The 17,267-nt window shown below is 64.6% G+C and carries 14 protein-coding genes; 10 read left to right on the forward strand and 4 right to left on the reverse strand.

The genetic code is table 11. The annotated features are described in order from the left end of the window. Positions 1 to 66: 66 nt before the first annotated feature. The 10 genes from QM801_RS18595 to QM801_RS18640 all read left to right on the forward strand — a co-directional run bounded on the left by QM801_RS18595 (position 67) and on the right by QM801_RS18640 (position 11,612). A complete protein-coding gene (locus QM801_RS18595; protein ID WP_415020698.1) occupies positions 67 to 879 on the forward strand; it encodes a carbohydrate ABC transporter permease in 813 nt (270 codons plus the stop codon). Further along, positions 879 to 1,787: a carbohydrate ABC transporter permease gene (locus tag QM801_RS18600; RefSeq protein WP_415020699.1), complete on the forward strand. Its 909-nt coding sequence runs from the start codon at positions 879 to 881 to the stop codon at positions 1,785 to 1,787. The genes QM801_RS18595 and QM801_RS18600 overlap by 1 nt, the downstream gene beginning before the upstream one ends. 56 nt (positions 1,788 to 1,843) lie before the next feature. Next, complete coding sequence (locus QM801_RS18605) at positions 1,844 to 3,358, forward strand: ABC transporter substrate-binding protein (protein ID WP_415020700.1); 1,515 nt, start codon at positions 1,844 to 1,846, stop codon at positions 3,356 to 3,358. A 165-nt stretch (positions 3,359 to 3,523) separates the two neighbouring features. Next, entirely contained in the window at positions 3,524 to 5,047 is a 1,524-nt protein-coding gene (locus QM801_RS18610; RefSeq protein ID WP_415020701.1) for a xylulokinase, read from the forward strand. After that, entirely contained in the window at positions 5,047 to 6,405 is a 1,359-nt protein-coding gene (locus tag QM801_RS18615) for an iron-containing alcohol dehydrogenase (protein WP_415020702.1), read from the forward strand. Before QM801_RS18610 ends, QM801_RS18615 begins: the two co-directional genes overlap by 1 nt. Positions 6,406 to 6,417: 12 nt before the next feature. Continuing rightward, a complete protein-coding gene (locus QM801_RS18620) occupies positions 6,418 to 7,470 on the forward strand; it encodes an ABC transporter ATP-binding protein (protein WP_415020703.1) in 1,053 nt (350 codons plus the stop codon). Continuing rightward, positions 7,467 to 8,525, forward strand: a complete 1,059-nt coding sequence (locus tag QM801_RS18625; RefSeq protein ID WP_415020704.1) for a hypothetical protein — start codon at positions 7,467 to 7,469, stop codon at positions 8,523 to 8,525. Before QM801_RS18620 ends, QM801_RS18625 begins: the two co-directional genes overlap by 4 nt. A gap of 5 nt (positions 8,526 to 8,530) precedes the next feature. After that, the gene (locus QM801_RS18630; RefSeq protein WP_415020705.1) at positions 8,531 to 9,547 is read left to right on the forward strand and encodes a sugar-binding transcriptional regulator; all 1,017 of its coding nucleotides are present in this window, start codon (positions 8,531 to 8,533) and stop codon (positions 9,545 to 9,547) included. A 36-nt stretch (positions 9,548 to 9,583) separates the two neighbouring features. Then, positions 9,584 to 10,852, forward strand: coding sequence for an FGGY-family carbohydrate kinase (locus tag QM801_RS18635; RefSeq protein WP_415020706.1), 1,269 nt, complete (start codon positions 9,584 to 9,586; stop codon positions 10,850 to 10,852). Beyond that, on the forward strand, positions 10,842 to 11,612 hold the full coding sequence (locus QM801_RS18640; protein ID WP_415020707.1) for a TIGR01459 family HAD-type hydrolase: 771 nt from the start codon (positions 10,842 to 10,844) through the stop codon (positions 11,610 to 11,612). Before QM801_RS18635 ends, QM801_RS18640 begins: the two co-directional genes overlap by 11 nt. A 104-nt stretch (positions 11,613 to 11,716) precedes the next feature. Here the strand turns inward: QM801_RS18640 and iolB are convergent, their stop codons facing one another. The 4 genes from iolB to QM801_RS18660 all read right to left on the reverse strand — a co-directional run bounded on the left by iolB (position 11,717) and on the right by QM801_RS18660 (position 17,213). Next, positions 11,717 to 12,517 carry a 5-deoxy-glucuronate isomerase gene (iolB, locus tag QM801_RS18645; protein WP_415020708.1) on the reverse strand — a complete coding sequence of 267 codons (801 nt, stop codon included), beginning with the start codon at positions 12,515 to 12,517 and terminating at the stop codon, positions 11,717 to 11,719. A gap of 14 nt (positions 12,518 to 12,531) precedes the next feature. Continuing rightward, a complete protein-coding gene (gene iolD, locus QM801_RS18650; RefSeq protein ID WP_415020709.1) occupies positions 12,532 to 14,385 on the reverse strand; it encodes a 3D-(3,5/4)-trihydroxycyclohexane-1,2-dione acylhydrolase (decyclizing) in 1,854 nt (617 codons plus the stop codon). A 12-nt stretch (positions 14,386 to 14,397) separates the two neighbouring features. Beyond that, the gene (locus QM801_RS18655) at positions 14,398 to 16,308 is read right to left on the reverse strand and encodes a bifunctional 5-dehydro-2-deoxygluconokinase/5-dehydro-2-deoxyphosphogluconate aldolase (RefSeq protein WP_415020710.1); all 1,911 of its coding nucleotides are present in this window, start codon (positions 16,306 to 16,308) and stop codon (positions 14,398 to 14,400) included. Between the two features lie 77 nt (positions 16,309 to 16,385). Further along, entirely contained in the window at positions 16,386 to 17,213 is an 828-nt protein-coding gene (locus QM801_RS18660) for a MurR/RpiR family transcriptional regulator (protein ID WP_415020711.1), read from the reverse strand. Between the last annotated feature and the right edge of the window lie 54 nt (positions 17,214 to 17,267).

A 17,267-nucleotide genomic window follows, 5' to 3' on the forward strand; every position in this document is an offset into this window, starting at 1 on the left:
CCGTGGTTGCCACGTTGGCTGACAAGTGAACATCCTTTCCCCTGGCTCTTTCCGGCCGGGGCGCTGATGGTCGTGTTCGGCCTCTACCCGCTCTACAAGGCGGTGGAGACCTCGCTCTACAAGAAGAACGCCGCCACCCGTAAGCTCATCTTCGCGCCCGACTTCAACTGGGGCAAGGTGTTCCTCGACGAGCGCGTCTGGAACGCCCTCTTCAACACGCTGATGTATACTGGCATCGCGCTCTTCTTCCAGCTCGTGCTCGGCATGCTGATCGCGCTGCTGCTCGATTCCGACCGCAAGGGCTATGCCCTGATGCGCGCCCTCATGACCCTGCCGCTGGTGATCCCGCCCTCGGTCACGGCGATGATGTTCCTCCTGATGCTGAACGGCTCCTTCGGGGTGCTGGCCCGCGGGCTCGTCGCCCTCGGCTTCATTCCGCCGGGCTTCCCGATCCTGGGCGATTCCTCCACCGCCATGGCCGGCGTGCTCCTCGCCGAAATCTGGCAGTGGACGCCCTTCATGGTGCTGATCATGTTGGCCGGACTTCGCTCGCTGCCGAAGGAACCCTTCGAGGCGGCGGCCATCGACGGCGCGACGCCGGTGCAGGCCTTCTTCAAGCTGACCCTGCCGATGATGAGCAAGGTGATCGCCATCGCCGTGCTGATCCGCGGCATCGACCTGATGCGCGCCTTCGACTACGTGAAGGTGATGACGGACTCAGGTCCCGGCACGGCCACAGAAACCATGACCAGCTATGCGGGGCGCATCTATTTCGGCAATGCCGACTTCCCCTACGCCTCCACGATTTCGCTCCTCACCCTCATTCTCGTGATCATCGCCTCCACGGCGTTCATGCGCATCTTCAAGGTGAAGCTCTGATGGAACTCTCGAAGCGCTGGCAGTTCGTTCGCGATGCGGCGGCCATCCTGGTCACCGGCCTCTTCATGTTCCCCATCTTCTGGTGGGCGCTCACCTCGATCAAGCCGATCTCGGCGGTCTTCGACAAGGACCGTGTCGTCTGGTTCGACTTCAAGCCGACGCTGATCAACTACGGCGTGACGCTTTTCGGCATGTCGCGCTCGCAGCTCGCGATCGACGATGGCCTCGGCATGGGTGTCGCCGGTTCCAGTTCCTATGACTCGCGCCAGTCCATTCTCGATTCCATCATCATCTCGGTGGGCTCGACGGCGATCACCATGATCGTGGCGGTGCTCGCCGCCTATGCGCTCTCGCGCATGCGCTTCAGGGGCCGCGATTCCTTCCTCAACTGGGTGCTGGGCCAGCGCTTCATGCCGCCCATCGCAATTCTCGTTCCCATGGTGACGATCTATGCCGGGCTCGGCATGCGCGACAACCAGAACCTCGTTCTGGGCTATGTCGGCATCATCCTCATTTACGCGCTGATGAACCTGCCGATTGCGCTTCTGCTGCTCAAGTCGTTCTTCGACGACGTGCCGCATGACGTCGACCAGGCCGCCATGATCGACGGCGCCACCCGCTGGCAGAGCTTCTCGAAGGTGGTGCTGCCCATGGTGAAGGGCGGTGTCGCCGCCGCCGCCGTGCTCTGCTTCATCTTCGCCTGGACGGAATTCCTGCTGTCGCTCTTCCTGACGACGCAGATCCGCGCCATCCCCGTCAAGATCCAGACCTTCGTCACTTCCACCGGCAACGAGTGGGGCTTCATCACGGCGCTGGGCACAGCCGCCGTCATTCCGAGCTTCATCTTCATCCTGCTGGTGCAACGCCATCTGGTTCGCGGCCTCACTCTTGGATCCCTGAAAGAGTAGGCCCTGAACGAGAACCTGAACTGAACCACTGCTCTAGACTGAATGGGAGGAAATTCATGAGTTTTAGAGATCACGACAAGAAGACCTTCATTGCGGACGCTGCGCGTGACTTCGCAGCCCGCCGCATCTCGAAGCGCGACTTCCTGAAGAAGACCGCGATGGCCGGCGTCGGCTTCTCGGCCTTCAACCTCGGCCTTCTCGGCAACGTGCGCCGCGACCGCGGCATCACGCTCGGCGAAGAAGCCATGGCGCAGGATGCCGACATCACCAAGTGGCTGAAGGACGTCTCGGGCCCGTTCAAGGGCACCAAGATCCGCTACACCTCGGAAGCAACGCCGCCGACCGTCGTGCTCGACAAGCTGAAGGGTGAATTCACCGAAGCCACCGGCATCGAAGTCGAAATCGAAATCGTTCCGCTCGAACAGGTGCTCGCCAAGGCGACCCAGGACGTGCAGGGCCAGCTCGGTTCCTACGACCTCTACTATCTCGACCAGTCGTGGGTTGCCACCTTCGCCCAGGACACCGTCGATCCGATCGCCTACTACAAGGACAAGCCCGACCTCGCCATGCCCGGCATGGACTGGGACGACTTCTCCAAGCCGCTGGTCGAAGGCCTTGCCATGTATGACGGCCACTGGGCCGGCATTCCCTTCGACATTCCGATCATGACCACGATGTACCGCAAGGACATCCTGGAAAAGCACAAGATCGCTCCGCCGAACACGCCGGAAGAATTCATGGCTGCGGTGAAGCTGATCACGGAAGCCGAAAAGGCCAACGGCATGTACGGCACGGGCCTCCAGGCCAAGTCGGGCCACTACTCGCTGGAATGCGACTGGACCCAGGTGGTCTGGAACGCCGGCGGCTCGATCTTCGGACCCGACAAGAAGTTCAAGGGCAACGACGAAGCCGGCATCGCCGGCCTCCAGTACTACCAGGAACTGCTCAAGAACGCTCCGCCCGAGTCCACCAACTCGACGTGGGACGGCCAGTGGCAGATGGGCGCGTCCGGCCAGGTCGCCCTCATCAACTCCTGGGACGAGTTCTTCCCCGGCTGGGATGCTGCCGACTCGAAGGTCAAGGGCCTCTGGGAAGCCAAGCGCCCGATCCGCGGTCCGAAGTACCGCACGCCTGCGGAAGCCGGTTTCGGTGAAATCCCGAATGCCGGTCACCAGGGCGGTTCGATCCTCGGCCTGTCGAAGTACTCCAAGAACCTCGACGCCGCCTGGATCTTCATGCAGTGGGCCTGTTCGAAGGACATCATGACGCGTTGCACGCTGGGCGGCGGTTTCGCCCCGATGCGCCTGTCGTCCTTCGCCGATCCGCGCGTGAAGGCCAAGGAAGTTGTCGGCCCCGGCACGACGCGCCACCTGCCTGTCGTGAAGGAAATCATCGACAACGACATGGCGTCCGAACCCGACATGCCGCTGTGGGCCGGTTTCTCGAACAACGAGATCCCGGTGAACCTCGGCAAGCTGCTCACGGGCCAGGACTTCGGCGGCGACGCCAAGAAGTGCATGGACACGATTGCCTCGGCAATCGACGCAGCGGTCGCGGAAGCAGGCCTCTAAGACACGCACAAACGGAACCTTCCCCCGCAAGGGGGAAGGTTTCTCCTGCACTGGCGCAAGGATACCGCCCCCGGTCCTTTGCCGGTCATCATGCGATCCATCCATCGCGTGCACGGCGGCGCAAGCCCCGCGTGACGCGCAACCTGACCCGGACCCGAAAGACCCATGAAGCCCGATCTCGTCATCGGTATCGACCAGTCCACGACCGCGACAAAGGCCATCGCCTTTGACAAGCGCGGCCGCATTGTCGCGGAAGGCCGCGCCGGTGTGCCGCTCTCCAACCCCAAGATGGGCTGGTTCGAGCAGGACGTGGCGGACTGGACGGGCTCTGTCGCGACCGCGCTCAAGCAACTGACCAAGAAGATTTCAAAGGACCGCATCGCCGCGGTCTCGATCTCCAACCAGCGCGAAAGCTTTGCCCAGTTCGATGCGGCAGGCCGCGCGCTCCGCCCCGGCACGCTCTGGCTCGACGAACGCGCCCATGTGGAGGTGAAGGAGATTGCCGCCGAAGTGGGCGCAGACCGCCTGCACGACATCTCCGGCATTCCCAACGACGTCACACCCTGCCGCACCCGCTGCCGCTGGTTCTCGAAGCATGAGCCCAAGGTGTGGAGCAAGACGGTGAAGACCGCCGAGGTGCATGGCGTTATTGCCCATTTCCTCACAGGCGAATGGAAGACCTCCGTTTCCTCGGCCAGCCCCATGGGGCTTCTCGATGCCCGCACCTATGACTGGTCCGAGACCATCATGGCGGCGAGCAAGATCCGCCGCGACATGCTGCCTGTGCTCGTGCCTTCGGGCGACGTCATGGGCCTCGTGACGGCAGAGACCGCCAAGCGCACCGGCCTCAAGGCGGGAACGCCCGTGGTGGCGGGCGGTGGCGACGGACAATGTGCCGGCGCCGGTGCCAACACCTTCCTCAAGGGCCGCGCCTATCTCAATCTCGGCACGGCCGCCGTCTCCGGCAGCTATGGTGAGGACTACGCCGTCGATCTCTCCTTCCGCAGCCTCGCCGCCGTGGGCGAGACGGGCTTCTCCTATGAAACCGCAATCCGCACCGGCACCTATCTGGTGACCTGGCTCGTCGAGCGCGTCTTCCACCAGAACCCGGCCAAGAACCCGAAGATCCTTGCCGAGCTTGAAACGGAAGCGAAGGCCGTGCCCATCGGCTCGCGCGGGCTCGTGTTGCTGCCCTACTTCTCCGGCATCATGACGCCCTATTGGGATACCGATGGCCGCGGCATCTTTGCCGGCCTTTCCGGCAGCCACACCCGTGCAGACCTCTATCGCGCCCTCATGGAAGGCATCGCACTTGAACAGGCGATGATGACCAACCGCGTGGCGGCGGTGACGAGCCCCATCGACCACTTCGCCATCGTGGGCGGCGGCTCCAAATCCGACCTCTGGTGCCAGATCGTGGCCGATGCCTCGGGCCGTGACGTGAAGCGCCTGGAAACGCCGGAAGCCTCCGCGCTCGGTGCCGCGATGGCGGCGGCCAAGGGTGCCGGCTGGTACAAGACCCTGCCTGCCGCTGCGGCGGCGATGAGCGGCAAGCCCACCAAGACCTTCCGTCCACGGACGAAGGAATCGAAGGCCTATGCCGAGCTTCTCTCGATCTATCAGGAACTCTGGCCGCAGGTCTCGGGCTGGAACGCGAAGCTGCAGGACTTTGCCCGGAGGCAGGGCTGATGAACGCTGCGCCGCCAAAATCCCTGACCGGCAAGACCGACTGGAACAGCCTGATCCGCGAGGTCATCTCCGGCGCATGGCGTGATCCCGCCACGGGCAAGCGTTGCGAGGTGCCGTTCGAGACGATCCGCATCGAGGAAAGCCTCGATGGCGGAGCCGCTGATCTCGTCGCTCCCATGAACATCGGCCGCAAGCTTGCGGTGGTCTCCGACACCAACACGGTCGAGGCCATGGGCCGCCGCGTCGCCAAGGAATTGCGCGGCTGGGCCAGCGTCGAGGAAATCGTCTTCCCCGGCGACACCCACTGTGACGAGCCGACGATCGCGCTGATGCAGGAGAAGACGCGCCACTGTGACGGCTGCGTCGTTGTGGGCTCGGGCTCGCTCTCCGACACGGTGAAATACGCCACCTTCAAGGATGGCCGCAAATACGTAAGCTTCGCGACAGCGGGTTCGATGAACGGCTATGGCGCCGGCACCGCCTCGGTGACGCTCGCCAACGGCTACAAGACCAGCGTCTCGGCTCATGCGCCGCGCGCCGTCTTCGTCGATCTCGCCGTCAACGCCGCTGCCCCGCCGTGGCTTCCGGCTGCAGGCTTCGGCGATTCCATCGTGCGCCCCGTGGCGCAGGTGGATTGGTGGGCCTCGCACCGCCTGCTCGACACCGCCTATACGCAAACACCCTTCGACCTCTTCCACGTGGAAAAGGACGAGGAACTGATGATCAAGACTGCGCCCGGCTATCGCGCGGGATCGATCGAGGCCAATGGCTATCTCTACCGTGTGCTGGTGCTGGCAAGCTTCGGCAACAACATCGTGGGTTCGTCGCATTCGGGCTCCATGGGCGAGCACCAGATCTCCCACTGGATCGACATGTTCGCCGGCAAGGCCCATCCCGGCACGACCCATGGCCAGCAGGTGGGTGTTGCCTCGATCACGCTCGCCCGCCTGCATCAATTCATGCTCTCCCTCGACAAGGCGCCGCAGATCAAGCCGACGCAGATTTCCGAAACCGATTTCGTCCGCCGCTATGGCGAGAGCATCGGCCGCATGATGTTCTCCGAAGCGAAGAAGAAATCCTTCGACGAGACGAGGGCCGCCGCCTTCAACCGCCGCATTTCCGACCTCTGGCCCCAGCTTCGCGAGGAGCTGAAGGCGATGATGATCGCGCCCGAGGAGCTCACCCGCATGATGCGCGAGGCGGGCGGCCCCACTTCCGCAACCGAACTCGGCCTGCCGCTGCCCTTGTGGCGCGAGGCCATGAAACACGCCCGTGACATCCGCAACCGCTGGTCCTTCCTCGACCTTGCGGATGATGCAGGCCTCCTCGACGAATTCCTCTCTCACGATCCGCAGTAGGGACCGCAACCAATGGCATCAGTCACATTACGCAACATCCGGAAGAACTACGGTGCCGTGGAGGTGATCCATGGGGTCGACCTCGACATTCCCGACGGCAGCTTCGTCGTTCTGCTGGGGCCTTCGGGCTGCGGCAAGTCCACGCTGCTCCGCTCGATCGCCGGCCTTGAATCGATCACCTCGGGCGATATCGAGATCGGCGGCCGCCGGGTGAACGACGAGCATCCGAAGGACCGTGACATCGCCATGGTCTTCCAGAACTACGCGCTCTATGCCCACATGAACGTGAAGGACAACATGAGCTTCTCGCTCAAGCTGGCCAAGCGCCCGCAGAGCGAGATCGACGAGAAGACCGCCTGGGCCGCGAAGATCCTCAACCTCGAGCCCTACATGGCCCGCTTCCCGCGCGAGCTTTCGGGCGGCCAGCGCCAGCGCGTCGCCATGGGCCGCGCCATCGTGCGCAATCCGTCCGTCTTCCTCTTCGACGAGCCGCTCTCCAACCTCGACGCCAAGCTGCGCGTGCAGATGCGCACCGAGATCAAGGAACTGCACGAGCGCCTGAAGACCACGACCGTCTACGTGACGCACGACCAGATCGAGGCCATGACCATGGCCGACAAGATCGTCATCCTGCGGGACGGCATCATCGAGCAGGAAGGCTCGCCGCTGGAGGTCTACGATCATCCCGCCAATCTGTTCGTCGCTTCGTTCATCGGCTCTCCCGCCATGAACCTGATCAAGGGCAAGGTGAACAAGGGTGCCGTCGTTGCCGCCAATGGTGCGCGCCTGCCGCTGCCACCCAAGGATGCCCGCGCTAAGGAAGGGCAGGAGGTCGTCTACGGCATCCGCCCCGAAGATCTCGAACTCGGCAAGGGTTTCGACATCATGCTCTCGGTCACGGAGCCCACCGGGCCTGAGCTCCATCTCTATGGCGATCTCGGCGAAGAAGAAGTCTGCGCCGTGCTGCGGAGCCGTGCCGAGCTGAAGCGCGGCGAGATGGTGGGTCTGGCACCCCGCCTCGACCGCGTCCACCTCTTCGATGCTGACACGGGCAAGGTGCTGTGAGCCTCACTGCCACCATTCTCGGCGCCGGAGTCATGGGTTCGGCGATGGTTCTGCCCTTCGCCGACCGTGGCATGAGGGTGCGCCTCGTCGGCACCCATATCGACCGCGCCATCATCGACAGTGTGGCCGCGACGGGTCTTCATCCCAAGCTCAACGTGACGCTGCCCAAGGGCATTGCCGCCTTCCATCACGAGGACTTCGGCAAGGCGGTGGGGGACGATACGGATTTCATCCTGCTCGGCGTTGCCTCGGCGGGTGTTGAGTGGGCAATCGACAAGCTCGCGGGCGTGCTGAAGAAACCCATTCCGGTGATCATGATCACCAAGGGCATGTCGCCACAGGAAGCAACGCTTGCGGCCTTCCCGGATGTGGTGCAGGCAGCGCTGGAAAAGCGCCTCGGCTTCAAGGTTCCCGTGGCGGCGATCGGCGGTCCCTGCATTGCGGGCGAACTTGCCGTCAGGCGGCAGACGGGCACCGTCATCGTCTCGCGTGATCCGAAGCTGGCGCAGTTCTTCGCCGAGAACTTCGTCACCGAGTACTATCACCCCCGCGTCTCCACCGACATGATCGGGGTCGAGGTCTGTGCCGCCTTCAAGAACTTCTTCGCCATCTCGGTGGGCTGGGCCCACGGCAAGCTCGAGGTTCTGCCCGAGTCCGAGAACAAGGCCCGCAACAACAATGCCGCCGCCATCCTCTTCGACCAGGCGGTGCGCGAGATGATGGAACTGACGCGGGCCCTCGGCGGTGGCGCCGAGAGCGTCTGGGGCATGCCGGGCACGGGCGATCTCTATGTCACCTGTCAGGCCGGCCGCAATTCCCGCCTCGGCAATCATCTGGGCCGTGGCCTCACCTATGGCGAGGTCAAGGCCGGCCCGATGCGCGAGGATACGATCGAAGGCGCCGAACTCGGCCGCTCGGTGGCAACGTCGCTCCGCGCCATGATGAAAGCAGGCACGCTCTCCCAACAGCGTGTGCCGCTCACCTCGGCCCTTCTCGATTGTCTCACCAACAACACCCCGCTCGATCCGCCCTGGTCCACGTTCCACATGAATTGATGCTGATGACAGAAGGCCTCCCAGAGTCAGTTGCCGGCACAGGCCATCGGGCCTCGACACCGGACATTGGGAGCGACCTCCGCGAAGCCGACCGCGAGGAGCAGCTCGCCACCCGCGCCGCCTGGCTCTATTTCATCGGCAACAGCACCCAGGCGCAGATCGCCAAGAAGCTGGGCCTGACCCGCCAGCGGGTGAACCGCCTTCTTGCCCAGGCCCGCGAGCAGGGCCTCGTTCAGATCCAGGTGACGGGCCGGCTCGCTTCGTGTGTCGCCTTCGAGCATGCGCTGGTGGCGCGCTACGGTCTCAAGGATGCGGTCGTCGTTCCGCCGCCTGCGGAGGCAAGCCAGCTCCGCCATGTGATCGCGGCGGCAGCGGGGCATTATCTCTCGCAGCATCTCCACGATGGCATGTCGGTGGGCGTGGGCTGGGGCCGCACCCTGCGCCTGTCGCTCGCCTCGGTGCCGCGGCATTCCTACCGCAGGCTCTCGGTTGTCTCGCTGATCGGCGGACTCACCCAGTCCTCCGCAGTGAACCCCCATGAAACCGCCTCGCATCTCGCCGATATCGTCGGCGGCCAGTGCTATTACTTCGCCGGACCAGCCTTCACCGACTCGGCCGAAAGCCGCGACATCCTGATGAAGCAGCCGATGTTGCGCGAAGTCTTCGAGCGCGGCTGCAATGTCGATCTCGCCTTCCTGTCGGTGGGTGACCTTGCCAATGCCAACACCATGACGGCGCTCAACCTGATCACCGAGGAGGAAGCGCAGAGCCTGCGGGCGGCGGGTGCGGTGGGCGACCTCTGCTCGCACTGGATCAATACCGCAGGCGAGGTGATCGACCATCCCCTCAATTCCCGCGCCGTGGGCTTGCCGCCGCTTCACCTGAAGACCGTGCCCGACACCATTCTCGTCTCCGGCGGCAAGGCCAAGGTGGGCGTCATTCACGGGGCGCTTGTGGCGGGCTATGCCAACCGCCTGTTGACCGACGAGGCCACGGCAGCCCAGCTGCTCGCCTTCAAATGATCGTCTTGTAAACCTTCTTCGTATGCGGATGTGGACATGACCCAGGACGCGGCACTCGGCATCGATATCGGCACATCCGGCGTGCGCATCGCGGCGCGCGGACGCGATGGCGCGCTGCTCGCCATGTCGCAGGCGGCCATGGCGGCACCGCTCGTGGATTTCGGGCGTGCCCTGCAGGATTCGGCGATCTGGTGGGAGGCGCTTGTCGCGGCCTTTGCCGGATTGAAGCTGGATGGCCTGCGGGTGCTCTCGCTTGCCATCGACGGCACCTCGGGCACGATCCTGCCCTGCGATGTGGATGGCGCGCCGCTCGGCCTTGCCTCCATGTACAACGACGTGGCCGAGGCCGCTGCGGTGAAGGCGATCCAGCAGGTGGCGCCGGCCGAGACGGCGGCACTGGGCTCGACCTCGCCGCTCGCCCGCGCCCTGATGATGGAAGCGAAGGCGCCCCGCATCCTCCACCAGGCGGATTGGCTTGTGGGCAAGTTGTGTGGCCGCTTCGACGTTTCGGATGAAAACAACGCGCTGAAGTCGGGCTACGATCCGGTGCAGCGCACCTGGCCCGCGTGGATTGCCGGCACCGGCTTCGATGTCTCGCGCTTTCCCAAGGTAGTGCCTGCGGGGGCCCATGTCGGCGCGATCCTGCCCGCGATGGCAAAGCAGTTCGGTTTGCCCGCGGATGTCGCCGTCGTCGCCGGCACCACGGATGGCTGTGCCGCCTTCCTTGCGAGCGGGGCGCGCGATGCAGGCGATGGCGTCTCGTCGCTGGGCACCACGCTCACCATCAAGGTACTCTCGGCCACGCCCGTCTTCGCGCCGCAGTTCGGCATCTACAGCCATCGCATCGGCGACCAGTGGCTGGCGGGCGGCGCCTCGAACACCGGGGGCGGCGTGCTCGCCTCTTTCTTCAATCGTGAGGAGATCGCGCGGCTCACCGCCCTCATGGACCCGGCTGTGCCGACGGGCCTCGACTATTATCCCCTGTCGCGCCCGGGTGAGCGCTTCCCCATCAACGATCCCGCCTTCGCGCCGCGCCTCACGCCCCGCCCGCCGCAGGATCATCTCTTCCTGCAAGGCCTGCTCGAGGGCATCGCCGCGGTGGAGGCCCTGGCCTATCGCAAGCTGGCGGAGCTTGGCGCTTCGCCGCTTGCCTCGATCCGCAGTGTCGGTGGCGGAGCCGCGAACGAGAAGTGGACCATGATGCGTCTCCGGGCGCTCGGCGTTCCGGCGAAGGAGCCGGAGAGCGAGCATGCCGCCATGGGCACGGCGCGGCTGGCATGGCGGGGCATCGGCCATGACGCGTAGGATCAGCGGCCTCTCCGAGATCGCGCGCGACTTCGATGCCATGCTGATCGACCAGTTCGGCGTGATCCACGACGGCCAGAACCTCTATCCCGGTGCCGCCAAGGCGCTGGCCGAACTTCATGCCCTGAAGATTCCCGTCATCGTCATGACCAATTCGGGCAAGCGCGCTGCCCCGAACACACGCCGCGTGGTGCGCATGGGAATCCCGCGCGATCATTTTCTCGCCTGCGTCAGCTCGGGCGAGGTCGCCTTCCAGGCGCTCGATGTGAAGACGGCATGGCTCGTGGGCAAGGATGGCGAGGACTACGCATTTGATCCCATCCGCTTCGTTGCCAGCCCGCAGGAGGCGGAGGTGATGCTGATTCTCGGCTCCAATGCGCCGCGGGTCTCGCTCGATCAGTATCGCGCCATGTTCGAAGGCGTGTCGCTCCCTGCCTTCTGCTGCAATCCCGACAAGTGGATGATCACGCCCTCTGGCCTGCAGCCGGCACCCGGCGCCATCGCGGCGCTCTATGAATCGATGGGCGGCAAGGTGACGTGGATCGGCAAGCCCCATCCCGGCATCTACCGGCATTCTCTCGAAATCCTGGGCCATCCCAAGCGGGTGCTCTGCATCGGCGACAGCGCCGAACACGATGTGGCGGGGGGCCGCGCCGCAGGGCTTTCAACGCTGCTCGTGCAGCAGGGCGTGAGTGCCGGGGTGGATGAGCCGGAGCTTCACCCCGCGCCCGATTTCATCGCGACCGATTTCGGGTGGTGATTACTTCACCCTGAGGTGCGAGGCGCAGCCGAGCCTCGAAGGGCAATTCACCCACGCATGCTTCGAGGCATTGCTTCGCAATGCACCTCAGCATGAGGGGTCCTTTACCTCTTCAGCAGCCACTCGTGTTCCTTCTGGTTATGGAACTTCCAGGTGCGCACCGGACCTGCCATCACATTGAGGTAATAGAGGTCGTAGCCGTGGATGGTGGCGCAGGGGTGATAGCCCTTGGGCACCATGGTGATGTCGCCGTCCTCCACCGCCATGGCCTCGTCCAGCTTGCGGTCGTCTGTGTAGACGCGCTGGAAGGCGAAGCCCTGCGGCGGATTGAGCCGGTGGTAGTAGGTCTCTTCCAGCAGGGACTCGTGCGGCAGGTTGTTCTTGTCGTGCTTGTGCGAGGGGTAGGATGAGGTGGAGCCGTTGGGCGTGATCACCTCGACCACCAGCAGGCTCTGGGCCCGCTTGTCCTGCTCGGGCAGGATGTTGCAGACGTAGCGCGTGTTGGTGCCGCTGCCGCGTGTTTCGATCGAGAGCGTGGCCGGATCGATGATGAAAGCCTCGCCGCCTTTCTTGGCGGGCGCGGTGCAGATGTTGATGACGCACTCCGTCTCCGCCTTCACCGACCATTTGCCGCCCGCCGGCACGTAGACGCTCCACGGCTTCCCTTCGAAGACGTTCATGCGCTCGCCGATGACGCCGAGGCTCTTGCCGTCCACCTTCACCTCGCCCTTGCCGGAGATGAAGACGATGCAGGTTTCCCGCGCCGCTTCCACGCCCTTGGCGCTCTTGCCGGGCGCAAGCCGCCAGACATCGTGGCCGACATATTTCCATTTCGCCGTCTTGGGCGTGATCGAGATCACCTTGCCGGATTTGCGGGCGGGTTTGACGAGAAGCTTGGAGGGCATGATGTGGCCTTTGGTCAGTATCCGAGTGTCTGCTTGCCGCGTGCTTCGGCCCATTTGGCGTTGGCGTCAAGGACGGTGGACCGCGTCGAAACTTCCGGCACGCCCACATCCCACCAGGCGCCGCCCGCATCGGTCGACATCATGGGGTCGGTGTCGATGACGATCACGGTGACCTGCTTGCTGCTGCGGGTGTCCTTGAGGGCAGTCTCCAGTTCGGCGAGCGACTTCACCTTCATGGCAACCGCACCCATGCTGCGGGCATGGGCGGCAAAGTCGATGGCCGGGGCCACTTCCTGCTTCACGTTGTAGTCATAGAGATTGTTGAAGCGTTCGCCGCCCGTTGCATGCTGCAGGCGGTTGATGCAGCCGAAGCCGCGGTTGTCGAGAAGGACGACGGTGATCTTCTGGCCGAGCATCACGGCGGTGACGAGTTCCGAGTTCATCATCATGTAGGAGCCGTCGCCCACCATGACGACGACCTCCTTGTCGGGGCGGGCCATCTTGATGCCGAGCCCGCCTGCGATCTCGTAGCCCATGCAGGAGAAGCCGTATTCCATGTGGTAGGAGCCGGGGAAGGAGGCCTGCCACAGCTTGTGCATCTCGCCCGGCAGGCCGCCCGAGGCGCACATGCCGATGACGTCGCGGCCGAGCGCCCGCTGCACCGCGCCGATCACCTGGGCGTCCGAGGGCCGCTCCACATTGCTGGCGGCGGTGTAGGTGTCGGCCACCGTGATCCAGTCGGCGCGGGCCTTCTTCGCCTTTGCCGTCCAGTCGGCGGGGGCCGCCCACTTGCCGAGATTGGCGGAGAGTTCCTCGAGGCCGACGCGGGCATCGGCCACCAGCGGCAGGGCCTGGTGCTTGGTGGCGTCGAAAACTTGCGTGTTGAGGCCGATGATGGTCTTGGCCCGGTTCTGGAACAGCGTCCACGAGGCGGTAGTGAAATCCTGAAGCCGGGTGCCCACGGCGAGAATGAGGTCGGAGTCCTCGCTCACGGTGTTGGAGGCAGCCGTACCTGTGACGCCCACCGCCCCCATGTTCAATTCGTTGAGGAAGGGGAGCGATGATTTGCCGGCTTGCGTCTCGACCACGGGAATGCCGTGACGCTCGGCGAAGGCGGCAAGTGTTGCGTTTGCTTCCGAGAAGTTGACGCCGCCACCGGCAATGATCACCGGCTTCTTCGCCGCCTTGAGGGCGGTGACGGCCGCATCGAGTTCCGTCTCGTCGGGGCGCGGGCGGCGGAAGGACCAGACGCGTTCGGCGAAGAAGGCTTCCGGATAGTCGAAGGCTTCGGCCTGGGTGTCCTGGCAGAGGGAGAGCGTCACGGGGCCGCATTCGGCGGGATCGGTCAGCACCGACATGGTGCGGTTGAGCGCGGGGATCAGTTGCTCGGGCCGCATGATGCGGTCGAAGTAGCGTGACACCGGCTTGAAGGCGTCGTTGACGCTCACCGTGCCGTCGCCGAAATCTTCGACCTGCTGCAGCACGGGGTCGGGCCTGCGGCCTGCGAACACGTCACCGGGGAGAAGCAGCACGGGCAGGCGGTCAACATGCGCCACGGCAGCGGCGGTCACCATGTTGAGGGCGCCGGGGCCGATCGATGTGGTCGCCGCCATGATGCGGCGGCGGTTCGAGGCCTTGGCATAGGCGATGGCCGAGAGCGCCATGCTCTGCTCGTTCTGGCCACGGTAGGTGGGAAGCTGCTCGCGCACCTGATAGAGCGCCTCGCCGAGGCCCGCCACGTTGCCGTGTCCGAAGATCGCCCAGACACCGGCGAAGAGCGGCGTCTTCCGGCTGTCGATCATGGTCATCTGGCGGGTGAGGAAAAGGGTGAGGGCTTGTGCGGTGGTGAGGCGAATGGTCTTGCTCATCGGTTCTGTCCTTTAGGCGGTCCGCGCATCGTTCCAGATGCGCACGAGTTTGCCGAATTTATCTGCCATCATGCTGACGGCCTTGCTGTCGTCGAGGGTGCCCGCAAACCAGCCGCGGGCGGCCTCGCTGAAAATGGTGCGGCCCACCGCGAAGCCCTTGACGTGGCGCTTCTCCGCCACGGCAGCGAAGCCCTTGGCGAGCTCCTCTTCCGGGGCATCGAGGCCGAGCAGCACGATGCCGCGGCAATGGGGATCGTTGCGGTCGATTGTTTTGCCGATCTCGTCCCAGGCGGCGGGCTCCGCCTGCGGTTCGAGCTTCCACCAATCGGGCTTGATGCCAAGATCATAGATCTCCTGCATGGCGCGCGCGATGGTGTGGCGGTCGAGGCTGCCGTTCTTGCCGGCGATGATCTCGATCAGCAGTTCGCGGCCCACCTTGCGGGCGGCCTCGTAAAGTTGGCGGTACTTGGCAAGCTGCTGCTGCTTCAGCTCCGGCGGATCATCGGGGTGATAGAAGGCGAGGCACTTGATGCAGTGGTCGACCGGCCAGTCGACGAGGCGCGAGCCCACATCCTGCGTGTGTTCGAATTCGAGTGGGCGCGAGCCCGGCTTTTCCAGCGGACGCCCCACCCAGAGGCCGAGCTTCGCCGCATCGAACATGGCCTCGCGGCCATAGGTGTCATCGAGCAGCGTGCCGAAGCCCGGCTTGCCGTCCGCCACCTTGCCCAGCGCCTGCATGGCGAGGCGCTTGAAGGGTGCGATCCGCTCGCGCGGGGCTCCCGCGGCATCCGCCATCTCTTCCAGCTGCTTGCGGTGGTCGATGGCGAAGGCGAGCAGCTTCGGCCATTGCGTGCGCCGCGTCGTGGCGTGATGGATGTGGTTCAGCGTCTCGTCCTTGCGCAGCGCCTTGTGCGGCGAGCCATTCTTGAGGAAATACTGCAGCTCTTCCCAGGTCACGTACTCGGGCGAGCAGAGCAGCCGCGAGACGGCGAAGGCGCCGCAGGCATTGGCCCAGGTCGCGCAGATTTCATAGGGTTCATTCTTCAGCCAGCCCCGCAGGAAGCCGGACATGAAGGCATCGCCCGCGCCCAGCACATTATAGACCTCGATGGGAAAGCCCTTGCCGACGATGCCGTCCTCGAGCTTGGCGGGAATGTCGTTCGGGTAGACGACACAGCCCATGGGGCCGCGCTTCAGCACGATGACGCCCTTCGAGATCCTGCGGATGGCGCGCAGCGCCTCGAGGGTGTTCTCGGTGCCGCCCGCAATGTGCACTTCCTCTTCGGTGCCGACGATGAGATCGCAATCGGCGAGGATCGATTGCAGATGCGCTGTCACCTTGTCGGACTTGATGTAGCGTTCCTCGCCGGCGCCATGGCCGGCAAGGCCCCAGAGGTTCGGGCGGTAGTCGATGTCGATGATGATGCGGCGGCCATGCTTCTTGGCAATGGCCATGGCCTTGCGCTGCGCCTTGTCGTTCACCTCGCGGGCGAAGTGCGTGCCGGTGACGAGGAGGGCGCCCGCATCGCGGATGAAATCCTCGTTTACATCGTCCTCGCAGAGCGCGCTGTCGGCGCAATTATCGCGATAGAAGATGAGCGGGAAGGCCTTGTCGCTTTCGACGGCAAGCAGCACGAGCGAGGTGAGGCGGGCGGGATCGGTCTTGATGCCGCGGGTCGAGACGCCTTCGCGCCCCATCTGCTCCAGCACGAAGCGGCCCATCTGTTCATCGCCCACGCGGGTGATGAGGCCGGAGCGGAGACCGAGGCGCGCCGTGCCGATGGCGATGTTGGTGGGCGAGCCCCCCACCGACTTGGCGAAGGAGCCGATGTCCTCGAGGCGCGAACCGATCTGCTGGCCATAGAGATCGATGGAGCAACGGCCCATGGTGATGACATCGAGGGCTGCCGGCTGCGCTGCCATGGTGAAAAACTCCGGAGGTTCAGGCTTTCGGGGAACGAAACATTAATTCCACATGAAAGTCAAGCGGAACGTTTGTTCTATTTCGCCCGGCGCTCGGCGGTGGCGACGGTGAGGGTGGTGGCCAGCGTGAGCGTGGCGGTCATGGAGCGGAAGCCCTCGAAATTCGCCTCCTGTACCTCGAACCAGAGCCGGGCGAGCGAGGCGAGCGGCGAAAGGGGCGAGTCGGTGATCGCCAGAACGGGCACGCCGCGGGCGGAAATCTGTTTCACCAGCGCCACGGTCTCGCTGGCATAGGGCGTGAAGCTCACCGCCAGCACCACGTCCTTCGGGGTGGCGAAGCTCGCCTGCTCGGCGGCGAGTCCGCCCAGTCCATCGACCAGCACGTTGCGGATGTCGAGCTTGCCGAAGGCATAAGCCATGTAGCTCGAGATCGGGAAGGAGCGGCGGAGTCCGATAAGGTAGATCGTCTCGGCCGCAGCGAGCATGTCGGTGGCGGCATCGAGCTGCGCCGGATCGAGCCTTTCGCGCAGGCGCCCGAGGGATTGTTCGGCAGCACCCACCACGCCATCGAAGACGAGCCCGGCCTTGCCGGAATTGCGGGTGTGCTCGCGCAGTTGCCCGATGCGCTCGTCATAGTTCAGCACGCGTTCACGGAGCCGCGACTGGAACACCTCCTGCAATTCGCTGAAGCCCTGGTAGCCGAGGCTTTGGGCAAAGCGCACCAGGGTGGAAGGCTGCACGTCGGCGGCCTGGGCAATCGAGGCGACGGTGCCGAAGGCGATGTCGTCGGGGTTCTCGAGGGCGTAGGTCGCAACCTGGGTGAGGCGGCGCGGGAAGGCCGCGGCGCGCTCGACGATCAGGCTCCTGAGGGCGGTGAAGTCACGGGGGGTCTCGACGTCGGTCATGGCGGGAGACAACCACGATTGGCAATCTCCGGCAATGATTTTGGAACGGATGTT

The sequence above is a fragment of the Aestuariivirga sp. genome (assembly GCF_047600585.1).
In the GTDB taxonomy this organism is placed as follows: Bacteria; Pseudomonadota; Alphaproteobacteria; order Rhizobiales; family Aestuariivirgaceae; genus Aestuariivirga.